Origin of the sequence: uncultured Sphingobacterium sp., assembly GCF_964277905.1 — a bacterium.
Lineage (GTDB): Bacteria > Bacteroidota > Bacteroidia > Sphingobacteriales > Sphingobacteriaceae > Sphingobacterium > Sphingobacterium siyangense.
The window spans coordinates 329075-347875 of record NZ_CAXYKD010000043.1 but is presented as its reverse complement, the minus strand read 5'-3'; the positions used below and the strand labels follow the sequence as shown (position 1 = coordinate 347875).

The window sequence follows — 18801 nt, the reverse complement described above, 5'->3', positions numbered from 1 at the left end:
TGTTGTTTATAGGAGGACAATATTCTCAAGCGATACGCCTACTCCCTTCAGAGCTGCATAGGTTAATTTGTCCATTGATGCTCCGTCAAAATCAATAGTTTTAATACTCTTATAATATTTATTCGTAAGCGCAAAGGTTGGCCGAAAGGAAACATTTCTAAGAATCACCCCGCTAAATGAACTGTTTGCTAGGTCTGCATTATCGAATTCTACATCCACAAAAACTTGCCCATCGAAGCTTATACCTCTCATATCACAAGACTTAAAGCTAACACCATTAAATTCACAGTCTTCAAAAATAGTTCTTCTGAGATCCGACGCTGTAAATTTTACATCAGTCAACTTTATACCATTAAATTTAGTATTGTTCAATTCCGATGCGTAGAATTCTGTACCTACTAGGATAGTCTTGCTGAAATTTGCATTTGTCATATTGCTAGCGGAGAATGCACAGTCCGTAAGGTTTGCGGAATCAAAATTAGCATCGCGGATATCACTTCCTTTTAAAAATGCTTGCTGTGAAATCTGCCGTACTGAAGTCTGAACCACGAAGCTCACTTCCGAGAAATTTTCGCTTTGGCGCATTTACGCCGGAAAAATTAGTTTCGGCTAGCGTATTACCGCTAAAATCAGTCAGTAACTGTTTTTGCTCAGTAATAGAAAATTTTGCGTCTTCTACAGAATTTTCGGCCTTTTCCTTTAGCGTTCCAATTACTACCTTTTGACTTCGTTCACTATCTTCTATTTTTGAATTTTCGGCGAAGTAGTTTAGATCTACTGCGAATATTTCCGTAAGCCTGTTTAGTGTTATAAAGTCCGGCAGAGACTCTCCCCGCTCCCATTTTCCAACCGCTTGGGGGCTAACGAACAAAAGTTCAGCGAGCTGCGCTTGCGACATATTTCCCTCTTTGCGCACCTTGGCAATTTTATTGCCTAATTTTTTGTTGTTCATAATTATTGTCTATTATGGTTTTCAACGTCACAAAGATATTCAGGGTAATCTGTAATTACGGCGAAAAGAGAAATACCTCCAGTTGTAATTATGCTACTTATCGTTGTATTCTAACAACTTCTCGTTGTTACTCCTAAAATATCGCCTATGCTGCTGTTTAAACAAGATTTTAAGTAAAAACTCCTAAAAGACGAAGCTTTGTTTATAGTGACGCCATCCAATATTTTAAATCTTGGGGTAAAGTCAAAGACAAATTTTGCCTAATTTAGGAACATTTACCATAGGAATCTAAGTTAAAACATGTTGTCTTCAATTATCCAGTTGGTAGATGATTTGCTTGTAGCATTCGCAGGCAACCATGAATACCGCCGAGCTAGTTTAAATATTTCTAGAAATTTGATCTATATTTATGTACCTAAAATTTACATATGTTGGAGAATTTTGAGTTTTACCTTTTTTTAGTCCTACTAATCACTATGTTGATCATGCTGGCGAAGAAAATTCAGGTTGCATACCCTGTTTTACTCGTATTAGCGGGACTTGTAATAAGTTTTATCCCGGGAGTTCCTCCTATAAAGATAGAACCCGAATTGATATTCATTATTTTTTTACCGCCACTCCTCTACGAGGCCGCATGGTCAACTTCCTGGAAAGAACTCTGGCGATGGCGTCGGATTATCTTCAGCTTTGCCTTTGTTGTCGTCTTTTTTACAGCATTATCCGTTGCCGTTTTTGCCAACTATTTTATTCCAGGATTCTCTTTAGCGCTCGGTTTTCTATTGGGTGGAATAGTTTCCCCTCCTGATGCGGTTAGTGCCGGTGCAATTTTAAAATTCGTGAAGGTACCCAAAAGGCTGGCGTCCATACTGGAAGGTGAAAGTTTGTTGAATGATGCTTCCTCATTAATAATTTTTCGCTTTGCAATGATTGCTGCAGCTACTGGCCAATATGTATGGTACCAAGCCGCCGTAAGCTTTATTTGGATGTGTATTGGTGGCGTGGGAATCGGACTGACAATTGCCTATGTTTTTCTGAAAATGCACAAACTTTTACCAACCGATTCCAATACAGATATATTGCTAACTTTTATTGCACCATTCTCGATGTATTTGGTAGCGGAACAGCTCCACGCTTCTGGGGTTCTTGCGGTTGTCAGTGGCGGCTTATTTCTCTCTTATCGTAGTCACGATTTTTTGAGCAGTGCATCCCGGATCCGGACAGTAACCGTATGGGAAAGCTTCTGCTTTCTATTGAATGGCATCGTCTTTATGCTTATCGGATTAGATTTACCAGAAATTGTTTCTGGATTGGGTGATACCAATATTTCTACTGCTATTGGCTATGGCGTAGCCGTTACAATAGTCCTTATTCTTGTACGAGTTTTTGCAGGGTATGCTGCGGTAATTACCACCTTGATTATGAGAAACTTTATAACGGTTGCAGATGCTCAATCACCAGGTTGGCAAACGCCAATGATTATCGGCTGGACGGGAATGCGTGGTGTCGTTTCTTTGGCAGCAGCACTATCCATCCCATTAACTTTAGCTGATGGATCTCCTTTCCCTCAACGAAACCTTATTCTTTTCATCACATTTGTTGTGATTCTGTTAACCCTACTCGTTCAAGGCTTGACGCTCCCTTTTATATTAAGAAAAATCAAATTAGTAGATAGAGACTTTATTAGAAGTGAAAAGGAGATCGATTATGAAATCCAGAACAGATTAGCCCAAGTCGCCGTTGACAAGATTCGTAATGATTACGCAGACAAAGTTGAAAGTTTTCCTACCTTGAAGGATCAACTACAGAAGTATGAAAATCAACTGCGGAGCTCCGAGATCATCATTAATTACGCCGAATACCGTAAAATCTATATCGATATCCTCGAAACCCAGCGCATTTGGCTTATCAATAAAAACCGTGAGGAACTTTTATTGGACGAAGAGATCATTCGAAAACACCTTCGTTTACTAGATCTTCAGGAAGAAAGATTGAATATGAGAAGTTAGTTTATCCCTAGATCAGCCTAATGCTGTACATTAATGATCGACAATACCGTTTGAATTGTCGATCATTAATAGCTAATTTACTTAATCTTCATCCAAATAAATGTCGTGGACAACAAAACGAATATTTTTGCTAAACACCAACATATCCTCCACATCTTCAGAATCTATAGCATAGAGTGTTTCTACCCCACCTTCATCCAAAAGTTCGGAATCTGGTATAAGTTCAAAAAAAGTGATTCCTTCAACAATGGATAATTCTTCAACTTTAATATATGATACATCCTGGCTTTTCCAAAGTGAGAGAATTTCCTTGGAAAACAATCGATAATTATTAGCTTGATTTGACATGGTCGCAAATTAGCAAAAAAAAAAACCATTATATTTATGTCATAACGTTTCTAAAATCTTACTGACTTTTTCATTTTTAGGATTAATTTCAAAAACTTTTCGATAATTCTCCTTAGCGCTATCTATTTGTCCTGATTTCAGGTAGGCTTCCGCTAAACTATCATAAACATTTTCACTTTTAGGATATAGCATCGTATTCACCTTAAATATATCAACAGCTTGATTTATTTTATGCTGATTGAGCAGTTCATAACCTACACCATTCAGGAAACCTTCTGAAAGCAAATCATTGGAACTATCCTGTTCTTTTGCTTTTTGATAAGCTTTTAATCCATCCTCGAAATTTCCTTCTAAAATAAGCTCCAGCGGAGTCCGGTCATTTGCATTGACTTTCGGATTTCTAGAATAAATCTTTTTATCGCGCAAAATCTGTACAAGCTCATATTGACCGCTTTCGGTATCCCTTGAAAATATGACGTTTACGTTTCGATCGCGCATAGCAAATGTATTTGCCGACACTTTAACCAATTCTACAGGCTTGTCTAGATTTTGGGCTGACATTAGCTTGCCATTTTGATTATAGATCCTTATAACACCATATCTTCCAGATCTATAACGTCCACTATTGTCATGTAGTTCTTGAGGACTTAGTGGCAAAATTTTATTTATTGGAGCTAGATAATTGGGCCATTGATAAGTTAATGCGACCGCTCGGACTAGTTCGTTGATAAATTCAGGTTTGTTTGTGTTTGTAAGAATAACTACTCCATCACCGCTTGTTTTATTTCCAATAAAATAGGAGCTAAAGCCTTCGTTCCATCCACCATGGCAAAAATAAGATGAGCCGTTATAATCTTCTAGGAATACACCTAATCCTATAATAGGTTCAATATAGGGACTTGTGAATTCTTCTGCCATCTTCTTAGAGATAACAAGACTACTTTTGCCATTTAAGGTCCGTTGAATATCGATTACGAATCTAGCGTAATCTTCTGCTGTTGACCATAGGCCCGCAGCCGCCTGTTCCGGGTAGACATGATATCTTCCTTCGACCTTTTTGCCATCCATCGTATAAGCCGTCGCTGCAAATTGTCTTTTCGATTCAGGAAGAGGCTGGGCAAAAGTGCTATTTTTCATACCCAAAGGCGAGAGTATCTTTTCTTCCATAATACTGCCATAATCTTTTCCTTCAATGTCAACGAGCATCTGTTGAAGTACCGTATACCCACCGCCTGAATATCGAAAATTTGAGCCTGGAAGTTTATCAACATAAACCATAGGTGTATTAGCTGGCTTTAGACCACTCAGTACTTCAACAGCTGTAGGAATTGGGTCTGTTATCCGATACCCCGGGAATCCACTTACAGTAAGTCCCGCAGTATGGCTAACGATATTTTTTAGTGTAACATCTTCCCCTTTGGTCCAGTCATTTTCAGGTATTTTCCAAGATTTCAGGTACAAATTCACATCGACATTGGATTCCAACTTGCCAAGCTCAACTTCCTTCAGTGCGGCATATGCACTTACAGGCTTGCTCATGGAGGCCACCTGAAATAAGGTATTTGACCTGACAGGCGTTTTCGAATCGAGATCGGCAAAACCATAAGTTTTGCTCCATAATACTTCAGAGTTTTTTATCACAGCGATGCTTACCCCTGGAACCTGATAGAATTCCATACGCGATATAATATTCCATGTCGGTTCACCCTCAAAACGAACAGGGGGTATTAGACTGGATTCTACATGAGAAATCTCATTTATTTTTTGATGGGCCGTTTGAGCAAATGCGGTTGACACTAGTATCGCAAAAATTCCAGTAATTGGTAAAGCTTTCATTTTATTTATGATCATTTAAATGGTAATACAAAGCTTCTATCCTATCAATCTTTAGCTTTGTAATTCTTCATTGAAATCTAATGCCAATTTTATTGCCAAAAACATAAGACACTATAAGACAGTTTGATATCATAATGTTTTAATATAAATTGATCGTATTCGGACATTTAATGTCCGAATACGATCAATTTAATTAGCTAAGTGGTACCTCGATTTTCTAACATCGTCACCTGTCTACCTCATCCCATGTTCGCATGTAGCAGCCATCTTCATTGTCGTAGTAAGATCGTAAATAGAAGTTCCCTTTGGGTTGTATTGCGGAAAATATGAGCGGGGATACTAGCCCCGCTACATTATTTGATTAATTGATACTTAATGATTAGGATTACCATAGTAGTTTTGGTAATTCTGAATGGTAGCGCTAAACCATGCACCACAGCTACTATAATACATATCATTGGCTCCATAGCTGGTGTATGTTAGAACCTGAGTTTCGATCAACTGACCACTTGTATTATAGATACTCATCGTCAATCTACATAGCGTACGAGACTTTCCGAGCTTGATCTCTTTGGCTTCGCTCACAATATTCAAATTAGTTTTTCCAGCTTGTGATTCGTAAATCGTTGATTTTTCAACCACGCTGTTGTCGACGGCTTTTGGACCTGTTTTTGCAAAAGTAGCAGATGACATTAAAGCCAAGGCTACGACGCTCATCATTAATTTTTTCATGTTTTTAAGTTTTAGATAAATACATTGGAGGACCAGCCTCTCTGTTAATTAATCCAAAACTGCTAATAAATTTAATTCAGTAAACCCTGTAATAAATATCTGTTGTAGTCGTAACAATATTCGGTTAGTTTGATCAAATTTTTGAAAATAACTAAGAATTCAAAAAATTCTACTACCTTTGCAATCATCAGATGATATGACTATATGAAGACTGAAGCTATCGTACGAAGATCCTTGGCGGAGGAAGTTGCCGCAGCAATAGAAGAAAAAATCAAATTGGGTGAATTTCCTGTAGAATCTAAACTTCCTACGGAACCAGAATTGATGAAGCAATTTGCTGTGGGCAGATCCAGCATTCGTGAAGCTGTCAAATATTTAAGTCAATCAGGCTATCTAAATGTGCAACAGGGGCTTGGTACTTTTGTCAAAAGTAGTACGGGTCATCATGCCCTTGATTCAAAAATTGAGAAAGCCAATTTTAACGATATTTTTGAAGTTAGACACGTATTAGAGTTGCGGATTATTGAAAAAGCAGCCTTAAATCGTACTTCGAAAGGTCTCAAAGATATGGCACAGGCACTTAAAAATAGAGCTAAATACGCCGAAATGGGAAATTTGACCGCATGCGTTAATGCTGATATTGCCTTTCACAGTGCAATTGCTGAATCATGTGGAAATAGTATTCTGACCGCTTTATATACAACCTTATCTGAGCATGTCAATAAGTTCTTCATGACTATTTATAAGGATACAGCCCCCTTCTTAACTTCACAACAGCAACACGAGGAACTGATGTTGGCAATTAAAGATAAAGAAGTGAAAAAAGCTGTTGATATTGCGAACCGAATTATCCAACAACTGTAATTTTCCTGTAGCATATGCAAACTATCAATCTCAATATATTCTATTTTTATCAACTAAAACATCAGATGACCTGATGAATATTTCCTTTATGAAAACACAATCACTAAACCCGAGTGGATCTTGGAAAAGTTCCGAAACTGTCTATCCGATTTTATTTGCGATTAGTCTTTCACACTTGCTCAATGACCTGATTCAATCTGTCATCCCAGCAGTGTATCCCATGTTAAAATCAAATTATGCCCTTAGTTTTACCCAAATTGGTATTATAACGTTGGTTTTTCAGCTTACCGCCTCTATTTTGCAACCTTTCGTAGGTTTGTATACAGATAAAAACCCTACTCCCCGGTCACTTGCTGTCGGGATGCTTTTCTCTTTAGCAGGATTGATATGCATTTCTTTTGCGTCAAACTTTATCTACATTCTCCTTTCTGTAAGTCTAATCGGGATGGGTTCGTCTATATTTCATCCGGAAGCTTCTCGAGTTGCTCATTTAGCTTCCGGAGGCAAAAAAGGGCTCGCCCAGTCTATCTTTCAGGTCGGCGGTAATGCTGGTGGTGCGATAGGTCCCCTTCTTGTAGCACTTATTGTGATCCCTTTGGGCCAACAATACATCGGTGTGTTTGGCGTATTGGCCATTGTAGCCGTTATGATTCTTACTTATGTTGGTAATTGGTATCAAATACACCTCAAGCCTAAGACACAAACAACTTCTGTTGGTGCTTCAAAATCTGACCTGTCAAAATCAAAAGTAATATTTGCACTTGTGATTTTATTGATACTCATTTTTTCCAAATATTTTTACATGGCTTCAATGACCAGTTACTTCACCTTCTATTTGATCAATAAATTCCATGTTTCTGTTCAGGAATCTCAGATTTATTTATTTATATTTCTTGCTTCTGTTGCCGCTGGCACTATATTGGGTGGTCCCTTGGGCGATCGTTACGGACGTAAATTAATAATTTGGGTATCAATTCTTGGGGCAGCGCCATTTACGTTACTATTACCCCATGTAGGACTTGGACTAACCATTGTCCTTGCTATTATAATCGGTTTGATCATCTCCTCGGCATTTTCTGCTATCTTGGTTTATGCGACGGAGCTTATCCCCGGAAAAGTTGGGATGATTGCAGGCTTATTTTTTGGTTTTGCCTTTGGCATGGGGGGCATTGGTTCGGCTGTATTGGGCTGGCTTGCAGATCGCACTTCAATTGAATATGTATTCAACATCTGCGCTTATCTTCCATTAATTGGAATCGTTACAGGATTACTACCTAATATTAGCCAAAAGAAAAACTAGTTATTAATAAGAAAAAGCCCTTCTACTATTAAAGAAGGGCTTTTTCTTGTTAATAACCTGGATTTTGAATTAGTTTAGTATTTCTATTTATCTCATCTCTGTGTATAGAGGTAAAATACATTTTGTCGTCCCAACTTCTATTTTCAATTCCTGGATCAATATTTGAAACAGCATAGGTATAGGTGTAATTCTCTGGATTATATTGGTAAAGAGTCACATTTTTACCAGCCTTAAGGGTTCCCGTGATATTTATAATATTCGCCTTTCTGCCTAATGTCTCAGACGCAATCATCCAACGCCGAGCGTCAAAAAAGCGATGTTCTTCGTAAGCTAGCTCAATCCGGCGCTCGTTTCTATAGCGTGCTTTTAATGCTGTACCCGTTTCGCTTGTGGATATTGCGGGCATTCCTGCTCTGAATCGGATTTTATTTAACCATATTTTAGCTTCATTCTCTTCCCCTAATTCAATACATGCTTCTACATAGTTCAATATCGCTTCCGTATAGCGAAACATTGGCCAAGGAATACGTTGTCGTGTATTTTGATCTTCCATTGTAGGATCTGGATCTGTAAATTTGCGAATATAATACCCCGTCCTCGAACCATTCCAGTCCTCAATTGGACTCTTTCTTGTATCGAGACCAAATTGAATAACCTTCTGTCCTTTCGCATTAATTACTTCGTATTGTCCAGTTTGAATTTGATTTGCCTTATCTCTTTCAGCAACATCTGCTGTCCTGGGCTTCCAATCTGCACCATCATATAAAATCGTTGCCTTTAAACGTGGGTCGCGGTTTTGATAGGGGCTTGCGGCCATAGAAGGAACGGACCAATCAAATTTTTGGCCATTACTCGTCTCATAGTCGTCTACCAATAGCTGAATCGGTGTATTTCCTGCCCAGTTGTGATAACCATTTGGCCCATTGTCACGTCCTACCCAACCACCTCGCTCATCTTTTTCATCAATAAAGAATCGACCTAAAATTATATCTTTTCCAGCTGTAAAATCAACAGTCTTACTACCCCCTCCTAATGATACAGCCATATAGTTGGCAGTTCCCTCACTAGGTGACGCCGGTTGAGTCAAGTCTAACTTATAGGCGAATTCTGTATGATCCAATACGGCTTTTGCTGCAGTTTTTGCTTTAGTCCAGCGTTCCATTTGACTACCATTGGTATACATTAAATACTCTGGATTTTTATATCCTGCTAATAAGGTAGATTTTGCTTTTGCTTTACTTCCATCATGGAGGTCACTGGCAGCATATAATAGCACTCTTGACTTTAAGGCCAATACAGCGGTTTCATTTGCACGTCCCTTTGCCGATGAAATACCCTTTAGCAAAAGAGCTGCACTATCAAGATCCTTTACGATCGCATTGACACACTCCTCATAGCTGTTTCTAGGCACCATATAGTCCTTATCATTCAATGTATAGATCTTATTATCAATCGGTATACCACCATAAAAACGTAACAGCTGTTGATAATAATATCCACGTAGGAAATAAGCCTCGCCTAAAAGCTTATCAGCCTTTGCTTTGTCAAACTTGGGTGAGCTTAAATTAGCAATGGCAATATTCGTTGCCCGGATACGCGTATACATACGTCCATATTCATAAGTATCCATTATATAGCCTTGATCAGCTGGATTTGATCGAGATTCGGTGACAGTATTTATCCCGCGATTAGGGTGTGTAAATAAAGCCTCGTCTGTCATGGATGCCATTTCCTGTTCATAAAAGCCTCCTACTCCAAAGCCGTTATAGATTTCTGTCACGAAAGCCTCAGACAACCCAGCATCCGACCAAACAATCTCCTGTGGCACTTCACTGAGTGGCTTTGTACTTACAAAATCGTCATTACAAGCTTGTAATGAAGCAGAAAGTACAAATAGTATAAGTGATATATTCTTAATTTTTTTCATTTTTTTTCTTAGTTAAGTTCTTGCGGTAACAACTGGTTAGAACGATAATAATGCGCCGACATTAATCAATCTCGCCTGCGGATAATATTGGCCCAACGCATTCACAGCTTCTGGATCGTACATTTTTATCTTACTCCAAGTAATGAGGTTCATTCCATTTGCATAGAGACGTAATGAACCAATACCAATTTTGCTACAAATACTTGAGGCTAAATTATACCCCAATTCTACGTTTTTCAACCTTAGATAATCTGTACTGCGCATCCAATAGGTGTTGTTATAGGAATAATATTGATTACCACGATCTGTCAAACGGGGATATACACTGCTCGGGTTACTAATGCTCCAACGTTTATCGTAAAACTCTTCTACAAAATTTCCGATAGAACCCGACTCATCCGTACCTACACGTATCTCTCCACCTGTAGCTCCCTGAAATAGTACCGATAGATCAAAGTCTTTATAGGTTAAGCTAAAATTGAACCCGCCCTGGAACGTAGGATCACTATTTTTGTCGCGTCTAACTTTATCATCTGGTGTTATTTTTCCATCACCATTGAAATCTTTATACTTCATATCTCCTGGGCGTAGAGTTTTTGTAATGGCACTGTAATCCAATTTATTGTTGGCAATGTCTTCCATGTCACGGAATACGCCATCATAAACATAATAAATATCCGTTTTGATAGGTTTACCTGTGCTTTGTTGCCATGCTGGCGCGCCAGGAGCTTCATCCCAGAAGATAATTTTGTTTTTCGCATAACCACCATTGACACCTACAGTATAGCCCAAATCTCCCACTTTACCGCGGTAACCTAAATTAAATTCCCAGCCCTTATTATCCACTTTACCAATATTTTCTGCTGGCAATGTCATACCTGTACTTTGCGGTATGGAAGCATTTTTCCTCCATAGAATAGAATTACGACGATTTTTAAAGATGTCAAACTCGAAATTTAACTTTCCTTGCAAAAACTGAAAGTCAAATCCAAGATTATAATTATTAGCGACCTCCCAAGTAATCATTTCGTTTGGAACGCGACTTTCATAAAGAGTTTTGGCTAGTTTATCGTTGACGATATAGGTTCCAAAAGAATAGGTTGAAAAATATTGATATTCTTGTAACTTGTCATCATAATAAATGTTGTCGTTCCCCATCTGGCCATAGGAAGCACGTATCTTGAAATAATTAATTACAGGTACATTTTCCTTCCAGAAATTTTCTTCTGATACGACCCATCCCGCCATAGCACCTGGGAAAAAACCAAATCTTTCACTTTCTGGGAACATATACGAGCCGTCATAGCGCCACAGAAATTCCGCGATGTATTTACTTTTGTAATTATAGCCGAATCTACCAAAGTAATTTAACCTTGCTCTTTTCCATGCAGATCCGTCATTATTTTTTTCCTGTTCTCCACCCGCGAAAAGATAATCGATGGCATTTGAAAGGAAATAGCGACGATATGCACTAAATTTATCATTATCGATTGTTTCTCTGTTAATACCAGCAATAGCATTCACTTGATGGTCACCAAATTTTCGGTCAAAGCTCAAGATCCCTCCAAGCAAGATATTTAGCTGATCTTCATTACTTTGATTTAAATTTGGGTCGGCAGGACCGCGTCTTCCCGGAACCAGTTGTGGTGTAGTACCATCCGCTTCGTAGGCCCCTTGCCAAGAATATAAAGTCCAGGGTGTAACCCATGTTTTTTGATTTTTTACATATTTATCAACAGAGGCATTCAATGTTAATTTAAGGCCATCTATCCATGGATTTGTAATCTCAACCTGCCCATTTGTTTGAAAATAGTAGCGTTTATCGTGATCGTAGCCTGTCGCATTAGTGGTAATTACCACCGGATTTTCGCCATTTTCGATATCTGGTCCTGGCATTCCATTGGGCCATATTGCAGGTTGTGTCGGATTTCCACGCATCAACATCCTAAAGATTGTACCAGCACTCTTAGTCGGGAAATTCCGGTTTTCCTGTCTTCCTAAAACACCAAATTGTGTTTTGATATACTGGCTGATATTAGCATCTAGATTAATCCTTAAATCATATTGTTTATATCCTGTAGCCGAATTTTTATAGTAGGCATCTTGATTCTGATACCCCAAAGACATAAGATACTTTACATCCTCGGTACCACCATTAATTTGCAAGTTATGCCGTTGTTGAGGGGACCAGTCTTTTAAAGTTGCCTTATACCAGTCTGTATTCGGATGTCCCCAAGGATCTGATCCATCCTTGAACTTTTGGATATCTTCCGGTTTAAATGGCGCATCTAATACCCCACCATCCTTTTTATTATAGCTTCCTTTGTTGTTTATTGCCGTATAAGCGGCGGACCATTCTTCAACAGGTAGGTTATAAATCTCCAACTCATTTCGGATCTCCGCAAATTGCGAGGCATCTGTTAACTTAGGTATTACAGTCGGTTGGGAATAACCTTGATTAAAAGTATAAGAAAACTGAGGCTTTCCTGTCTTCCCTCTTCTTGTCGTCACAAGAATAACCCCATTTGCTGCCCGGGCACCATAAATAGCAGCGGATGCATCTTTCAATACCGAAATATTTTCTATATCACGGGGATTAATACGATCTATCCCGCCTTCGCGCGCGGGAACCCCATCAATAACGACCAGAGGACTGCTATTACCTAATGTATTTGTACCACGTATTTTTATATTCGAGCCATCGTATCCTGGTTCAGCACTCCCATTGGTCGCTGTAACTCCCGGTACTCGTCCTGTTAATGCATTGGAAACGTTCAATGCCGGAGATTGAGCAAGGTCACTTCCTTTAACAGTAGCTACAGCACCTGTAACCGTTTCCTTGCGTTGTTTCCCGTAACCAACAACAACGACTTCTTCGAGATTGGATTCCGAATTCAAAAGCGTGACATCTATCGCATGCCGTCCTTTTACAGATTCATCCATAGACTGCTTACCCACCATACGAAAATTAATGATCGCATTCATAGGGACCTTATCCAATTTGTATTTACCTTGATTGTCGGTTTTTGTTACTAGACTTGTTCCATTTACAGATACTGTTACTCCAGGAATCGGCATTCCTGTTTCATCATGTACCGTTCCAGAAACACTTAGCTCCTGTTGAAAGAGAATTCCATAGCTTGCGAGGGTTGCAGCATCAACGATTTGAGGATTCAGGGCCACTAAAGAGCACAATGATCCAGTCCAAAACGCTCTCTTCCATTGATTTGAGAAATAATGGCAGTTAATCATAAAAACTGTTTAATTGTTTAAATTTTGTGTTTAATTAGTTATTTTTTTACCCCTTAAAGACATGTCGGTTTAGGTGTCTTATCAGGAGTGGTTTATAATTGTTTATCTAACATGAAAATACGAAAATAAATATACAAAGCAAGTGTTAATTTTACACTATTTAACATTTTATCATTAATCAATTGAAAGTAAGTGGCTTGAGAAAACAAAATGGCTAACCTTATTTTTGTATCATGTATAATCCGGCCTTATGAGGATGATACATGGTACAAAAAACGCTAACAGCTCGTCTTTAAACGAAATTTTTGCAAGAAAAGTAAACTCTAGTATATCGAAAGTATATTATCAATTTTTAAAATAATAATATGCATCTTTATCCATTATAATTAGATCTATAATTGATTTTTTTAAAACAACTATGTATATACAAATAGTGGAGCTCAATACGGATCTATTAATAACAAAGAAATAGTTGTATCTACAGACAAAACTATGAACATAAAAATTAGGCAAGAAAAGTCAAGTGACCCAACTATTGTATTCGAACTGATCCGAATCGCTTTTGAAAACGAACAGTATAGCGATCATCAAGAGCACATTTTAGTAGAAAAACTAAGAAAAAGAGCGGAATTTATACCACAACTTTCAATGGTAGCAGAAGTTGAAGGAGAAATAGTAGGCTACATACTCCTGACAAAGGTGCAGATTATTGATAAAGAGAATCAAAAAGCATTCGATTCTCTTGCCTTGGCTCCTGTCGCTGTGCTACCTCAGTTTCAAGGACAAGGAATTGGCGGTAAATTAATTCTTGCTGCCCATCAGATTGCAAAAGAATTGGGTTTTGGATCGGTAGTTGTGCTCGGACATGCAGACTATTATCCTAAATTTGGATATGTACCTGCATCAGTCTATGGTATACAATTTCCATTTGATGTTCCTGATGAAAATTGTATGATAAAAGAACTAACAGACAATTCCTTAAAAGGTATACAGGGCACTGTCCATTATCCAGAAGAGTTTGGTGTTATTTAATAAACCAAACTCTTCATTATGATTTGATGCCAATTAACAATCCTATTTAATATTTAATCGGATAGTCTTGCATAAATTCAAACTGATAACCATCTTTTTTCAATGCATCTATTAAAGAAGACAACTCCTGCTGTCCCTTTTGCGTTTGAAACATATCATCATGCATCAAGAAAACAACATTATTAGGCACCATTGAGCTTTTATTGTTCATGTAATTCCGAATGTGTGACAAAGTAGACTCCTGGCTTTGTATAGGTGCACCAGTGATGCTATTAAGCCTCCACTCGACATCCCAACCATAAATTGTATATCCGTTCTTATGCAATAAATCGGCGGTACTGGATCCATTCTTAAGGTCGATCTTACGAACATCATCATATATCCAAATATTCCTGCCCGGAAGTCGAACGATCTTATGTTTTAGATTGAGATCTTTTTCATTCTTTTCAAAATCAGCAAAAGCATTTTGGGGGTTATTATAAAATCGAGAATACTGATTGTTTGCATGTGTATAGCTATGATTATAACAGGCTATAAGCGGATTGGATTCATAACGGGCAAGATCTCGTTTCCTCCCTTTGCTCATATTAGCGTGCTTACCAATCAAGAATACACTCACTTTAATGTTTTTTTCTTTCGCAATAGAATCAATAAAGGCACTACCAATCAATGGTCCGTCATCGAAAGTCAGGTAGATATGTTTGGGATACGTATCAAATGCTTTCCGCAGGGAATCCTTAAGTTCACGTTTTTGTTGTTTGATCGGAACAGGATGCAAGCTATCTACTGTAAATTGAATCTGATTTTTCTGAAGTGAATCCCACCTATTTAACAAATGTGGTATTTTTTCCTTGACAACCAATTTTTCCGTAAGTGTGTCCTTCAGCTCGCCTTTTCCCAAGACTTTGTTTGAAAAATCCTTACATGCGGTTACACTAAACATTGTACTACAAATGAAAAGTACCACAAACAACCTACTACACTTCATATCAATCGCTATAACTTTAATGAATTTCTTTTTTCAAAATTACTACAAAAACCTATTTATTAACCATAAAATCTTACAAATCCCTACTTTCAGGGATAAGGTTAGTAACCTTCAACAATCCCGTACACCTCTCTTTATGGCTTCAGTTTTTATTATAAATCCGATATAAGAAACAATCGTGCCACTTTTTTCGACAGTTGGTCTCTATTTCTTTTTAAAAAATAGTGCTTTGTTATATTCAAAATTCATACGTGCTATATTCAAAACTGATATACCTTGTGGGCACTCCACCTCGCAGGCTTCTGTATTCGTGCAGTGACCAAATGACTCCAAATCCATTTGCTTCACCATATTTAAAACACGTTCATTGCGCTCTTCTTTTCCCTGTGGAAGCAAAGCCATATGGGTAATCTTTGCAGAGGTAAATAGTGCTGCGCTACCATTTTTACACGTTGCAACACAAGCACCACAGCCAATACAGGCCGCTGAGTCAAATGCTGACTCAGCTAACTCATGAGAAATAGGAATCACTGTCGCGTCTGGGGCTTGACCAGTATTGATGGATACAAATCCTCCAGAAGAAATAATTCGGTCAAATGCCGAACGATCCACTTTCAAATCCTTTTTAACGTGAAATGCTGCTGATCGAAAAGGTTCGATAAGAATCGTATCATTATCTTTGAATGAACGTAAATGTAGCTGACAGGTGGTTGTATGCTTAAGAGGTCCGTGTGCGATGCCATTGATCATCATACCGCATTGCCCACAGATCCCTTCACGACAATCATGGTCAAACTCTACAGGTTCGTCTCCATGCGTAATAAGCTGTTCATTTAGGGTATCCAACATCTCCAAAAACGACATATGTGGATTGAGATCTGTTAAGGTGTAAGTAACTAATTTTCCTGCAGCGTTGCGATCTTTTTGCCGCCATATTTTAAGGTGTAAATCCATAATCGTTCTATTTATTTATAGCTCCTTACAGTTGGTTGTATCTCTTCAAAAATTAATGGTTCCCGAATTAGCTCAGGTTCTTGCCCCTCTCCCTTCCAGGCCCAAGCGGAAATAAACTGGTATTCAGCGTCATTCCGTAATGCCTCCCCATCTGCAGTCTGATATTCCTCCCGGAAATGTGCCCCACAGGATTCGTTCCGCGTCAACGCATCATAACACATCAATTCTCCAATTTCAAAGTAATCGGCTACACGTCCAGCTTTTTCCAGTTCCGTATTTAAGGTATTGGCTTCACCACTAACAATAACATCTTTATAAAACTCTTGCTTCAGCCTATTAATCTCCACAATAGCATAACGGAGGCCTTTCTCATTACGCGCGAGCCCACAATAGTCATAGAGTATTTTACCCAGTGTTTTATGAAAATAATCCACGGTTTTACTGCCTTTAATCTTTAAAAATCGATCAATTTGCGCACGAACACCTACCTCTGCACGTTCAAACTCAATATGGTCTGTAGAAATTTTTCCCGTGTGAATATCGTTTGCCAAATAATTTGCAATCGTATAGGGCGCAATAAAATAACCGTCCACAGAGGCTTGGAGCAAGGAATTGGCACCCAATCTATTTGCACCGTGGTCTGCAAAATTAGCTTCACCTAACGCAAATAAACCCGGCAGGCTTGTCATCAGCTCATAATCTATCCATAATCCCCCCATTGAAAAATGCGCGGAAGGTGAAATCATCATCGGTTCTTTATAAGCATCATATCCCGTAATCTTTTCATACATATCGAACAGATTACCATATTTCTCTTGTATTTTCTGTTTCCCCTGTTCTCTAATAGCTTTCGCAAAATCAAGGTAAACAGCATTTTTAAGTGGACCAATCCCAAAGCCAGCATCAATCCGTTCTTTGGCCGCTCGAGATGAAATGTCCCTTGGAGCAAGATTCCCAAATGCCGGATAACGACGTTCTAAATAGTAATCTCTCTCTTCCTCAGGAATAGCGTTTGGTTCCCGCTTCTCATCTTCTTTCAAAGGAACCCAAATCCTTCCGTCATTACGTAACGACTCTGACATTAGTGTTAATTTAGACTGATAATCGCCCGACTGCGGCAACGAAGTTGGATGAATCTGAATCCAGCTCGGGGAGGCCATTAATGCCCCCTTCTTGTGTGCCCGCCAAATGGCAGAGCCATTACAGCCCATTGCTAGTGTCGATAGATAATAAATTTTACCATACCCTCCGGTTGCCAATATAACGGTATGTGCAGCGTGTCGTTCAAGCTCCCCTGTATCAAGATTTCGAACAATAACGCCTCGGGCCTTTCCATCTATTACGACGATGTCGAGCATTTCATGTCTGGAGAAAAGCTGTACGGCACCTTTGCCGACCTGACGCATAAGTGCCTGATACGCTCCCAAAAGAAGCTGCTGTCCAGTTTGACCTCTCGCATAGAATGTACGACTTACCTGTACACCTCCAAAAGATCGATTGTTCAGATAGCCTCCATATTCACGACCGAAAGGAACACCCTGTGCAACTGCCTGGTCGATTAAATTGAGCGAACATTCGGCCATACGATAGACGTTGGCCTCACGGGCACGAAAATCACCGCCCTTTAGCGTATCAACAAACATACGATAAACACTGTCCCCGTCATTTTTATAATTTTTTGCGGCATTTACACCACCTTGAGCAGCCACAGAATGTGCCCTTCTCGGACTGTCCTGAAAGCAGAAGGATTTTACCTGATACCCCATCTCTCCAAGAGAAGCCGCTATGGAGCTACCTGCCAGTCCGGTTCCGATAACGATAACATCCAGTTTTTTACGATTTGCAGGATTAACAAGCTTGGCAGTCTTTTTATAACGGGTCCATTTTTGATCCAATGGTCCATCCGGTATTTTTGAATTTAATGTCATAACTTCTCCCCCTTATTTAACTGTAAAAAATATATAAATAGGCATCAAAGCAAAACCAATGCTGATGATGACCGAATAGCTGATACCAATAATCTTAAACCATTTAACAAATTTGGGATGGAATAAGCCTAAAGTTCGAATCGCACTATGAATCCCATGAATAAGATGATAACACAAGGCAACCATCGATAAAACGTAAATAAGAACATACCACCATTGCTGAAAAACCTCGATTACAAGCACATATAAATCCTTGTTACCGCGTTCATCAAGTGGAGGAGCGCCAAATTTGTACACGTACCAAAAATTCTGGAAATGGATAACTAAAAAAATGAGGATCAGGGTCCCTAAAATCCCCATATTGCGCGAATACCACTTACTTGCTCTTCCCCGATGATCTGAAACATAGTGGGCACCGGTCTTTTTATTCTTTACGGTGATGATCAATCCGTCCAACGCATGCAAAATAATGCTGGCATAGAGTACGTAAGAAATAATTTTGATCAAGATATTGCCTGCCAAAAAATGGGAGTAGGCATTAAATTGTAGATGTGCTTGTTCCTGCGGTAAGAATAGCTGTAAGTTCCCTAGAAAGTGAATCAGTAAAAAGAACGCTAAAAATAAACCCGTCAGACACATAAGCATCTTCTTTGACAATGTAGATAACATAATAAGATCTTAA

At 38.8% G+C, this 18801-nt stretch carries 15 protein-coding genes; 4 read left to right on the top strand and 11 right to left on the bottom strand.

Annotated elements, in window-relative coordinates; translation table 11 throughout:
* Positions 1 to 6 precede the first annotated feature (6 nt).
* On the bottom strand, positions 7 to 558 hold the full coding sequence (locus ACHWSC_RS19980; RefSeq protein WP_394677918.1) for a pentapeptide repeat-containing protein: 552 nt from the start codon (positions 556 to 558) through the stop codon (positions 7 to 9).
* Positions 494 to 952 carry a helix-turn-helix domain-containing protein gene (locus ACHWSC_RS19975; protein WP_394677917.1) on the bottom strand — a complete coding sequence of 153 codons (459 nt, stop codon included), beginning with the start codon at positions 950 to 952 and terminating at the stop codon, positions 494 to 496. The genes ACHWSC_RS19980 and ACHWSC_RS19975 overlap by 65 nt, the downstream gene beginning before the upstream one ends.
* Positions 953 to 1380: 428 nt before the next feature.
* Here ACHWSC_RS19975 and ACHWSC_RS19970 point away from each other — a divergent pair, with 428 nt between their 5' ends.
* Positions 1381 to 2958: a Na+/H+ antiporter gene (locus ACHWSC_RS19970; protein ID WP_394677916.1), complete on the top strand. Its 1578-nt coding sequence runs from the start codon at positions 1381 to 1383 to the stop codon at positions 2956 to 2958.
* An 81-nt stretch (positions 2959 to 3039) separates the two neighbouring features.
* Here the strand turns inward: ACHWSC_RS19970 and ACHWSC_RS19965 are convergent, their stop codons facing one another.
* From ACHWSC_RS19965 to ACHWSC_RS19955, 3 genes are all read right to left on the bottom strand, one after another.
* The gene (locus ACHWSC_RS19965; RefSeq protein WP_088161582.1) at positions 3040 to 3306 is read right to left on the bottom strand and encodes a hypothetical protein; all 267 of its coding nucleotides are present in this window, start codon (positions 3304 to 3306) and stop codon (positions 3040 to 3042) included.
* 39 nt (positions 3307 to 3345) lie between these two features.
* Complete coding sequence (locus ACHWSC_RS19960) at positions 3346 to 5142, bottom strand: serine hydrolase (RefSeq protein WP_394677915.1); 1797 nt, start codon at positions 5140 to 5142, stop codon at positions 3346 to 3348.
* 372 nt (positions 5143 to 5514) lie between these two features.
* Positions 5515 to 5862, bottom strand: coding sequence for a hypothetical protein (locus tag ACHWSC_RS19955; RefSeq protein WP_201671370.1), 348 nt, complete (start codon positions 5860 to 5862; stop codon positions 5515 to 5517).
* A 216-nt stretch (positions 5863 to 6078) separates the two neighbouring features.
* Between ACHWSC_RS19955 and ACHWSC_RS19950 the strand changes: the two genes are divergently transcribed.
* Together ACHWSC_RS19950 and ACHWSC_RS19945 are read left to right on the top strand one after the other, a co-directional pair.
* Positions 6079 to 6738: a FadR/GntR family transcriptional regulator gene (locus tag ACHWSC_RS19950; RefSeq protein WP_394677914.1), complete on the top strand. Its 660-nt coding sequence runs from the start codon at positions 6079 to 6081 to the stop codon at positions 6736 to 6738.
* Positions 6739 to 6826: 88 nt separating this feature from the next.
* Positions 6827 to 8038 (top strand): MFS transporter, encoded by a 1212-nt coding sequence (locus ACHWSC_RS19945; protein WP_394677913.1) that lies wholly within the window; start codon positions 6827 to 6829, stop codon positions 8036 to 8038.
* A gap of 49 nt (positions 8039 to 8087) precedes the next feature.
* Here ACHWSC_RS19945 and ACHWSC_RS19940 read toward each other — a convergent pair whose 3' ends face one another.
* Positions 8088 to 9965, bottom strand: a complete 1878-nt coding sequence (locus ACHWSC_RS19940; protein ID WP_394677912.1) for a RagB/SusD family nutrient uptake outer membrane protein — start codon at positions 9963 to 9965, stop codon at positions 8088 to 8090.
* Between the two features lie 36 nt (positions 9966 to 10001).
* Positions 10002 to 13217: a SusC/RagA family TonB-linked outer membrane protein gene (locus ACHWSC_RS19935; RefSeq protein ID WP_394677911.1), complete on the bottom strand. Its 3216-nt coding sequence runs from the start codon at positions 13215 to 13217 to the stop codon at positions 10002 to 10004.
* Positions 13218 to 13709: 492 nt separating this feature from the next.
* Here ACHWSC_RS19935 and ACHWSC_RS19930 point away from each other — a divergent pair, with 492 nt between their 5' ends.
* Positions 13710 to 14249, top strand: coding sequence for a GNAT family N-acetyltransferase (locus tag ACHWSC_RS19930; protein ID WP_394677910.1), 540 nt, complete (start codon positions 13710 to 13712; stop codon positions 14247 to 14249).
* A gap of 46 nt (positions 14250 to 14295) precedes the next feature.
* On the opposite strand, the gene ACHWSC_RS19925 is transcribed toward ACHWSC_RS19930, so the two are convergent.
* From ACHWSC_RS19925 to ACHWSC_RS19910, 4 genes are all read right to left on the bottom strand, one after another.
* Positions 14296 to 15192, bottom strand: a complete 897-nt coding sequence (locus ACHWSC_RS19925) for a polysaccharide deacetylase family protein (protein ID WP_075992649.1) — start codon at positions 15190 to 15192, stop codon at positions 14296 to 14298.
* 249 nt (positions 15193 to 15441) lie between these two features.
* Complete coding sequence (locus ACHWSC_RS19920) at positions 15442 to 16191, bottom strand: succinate dehydrogenase/fumarate reductase iron-sulfur subunit (RefSeq protein WP_394677909.1); 750 nt, start codon at positions 16189 to 16191, stop codon at positions 15442 to 15444.
* 11 nt (positions 16192 to 16202) lie between these two features.
* Positions 16203 to 18119 (bottom strand): fumarate reductase/succinate dehydrogenase flavoprotein subunit, encoded by a 1917-nt coding sequence (locus tag ACHWSC_RS19915; protein ID WP_088161590.1) that lies wholly within the window; start codon positions 18117 to 18119, stop codon positions 16203 to 16205.
* A 12-nt stretch (positions 18120 to 18131) separates the two neighbouring features.
* Complete coding sequence (locus ACHWSC_RS19910; RefSeq protein WP_075992652.1) at positions 18132 to 18788, bottom strand: succinate dehydrogenase cytochrome b subunit; 657 nt, start codon at positions 18786 to 18788, stop codon at positions 18132 to 18134.
* Positions 18789 to 18801: the final 13 nt, after the last annotated feature.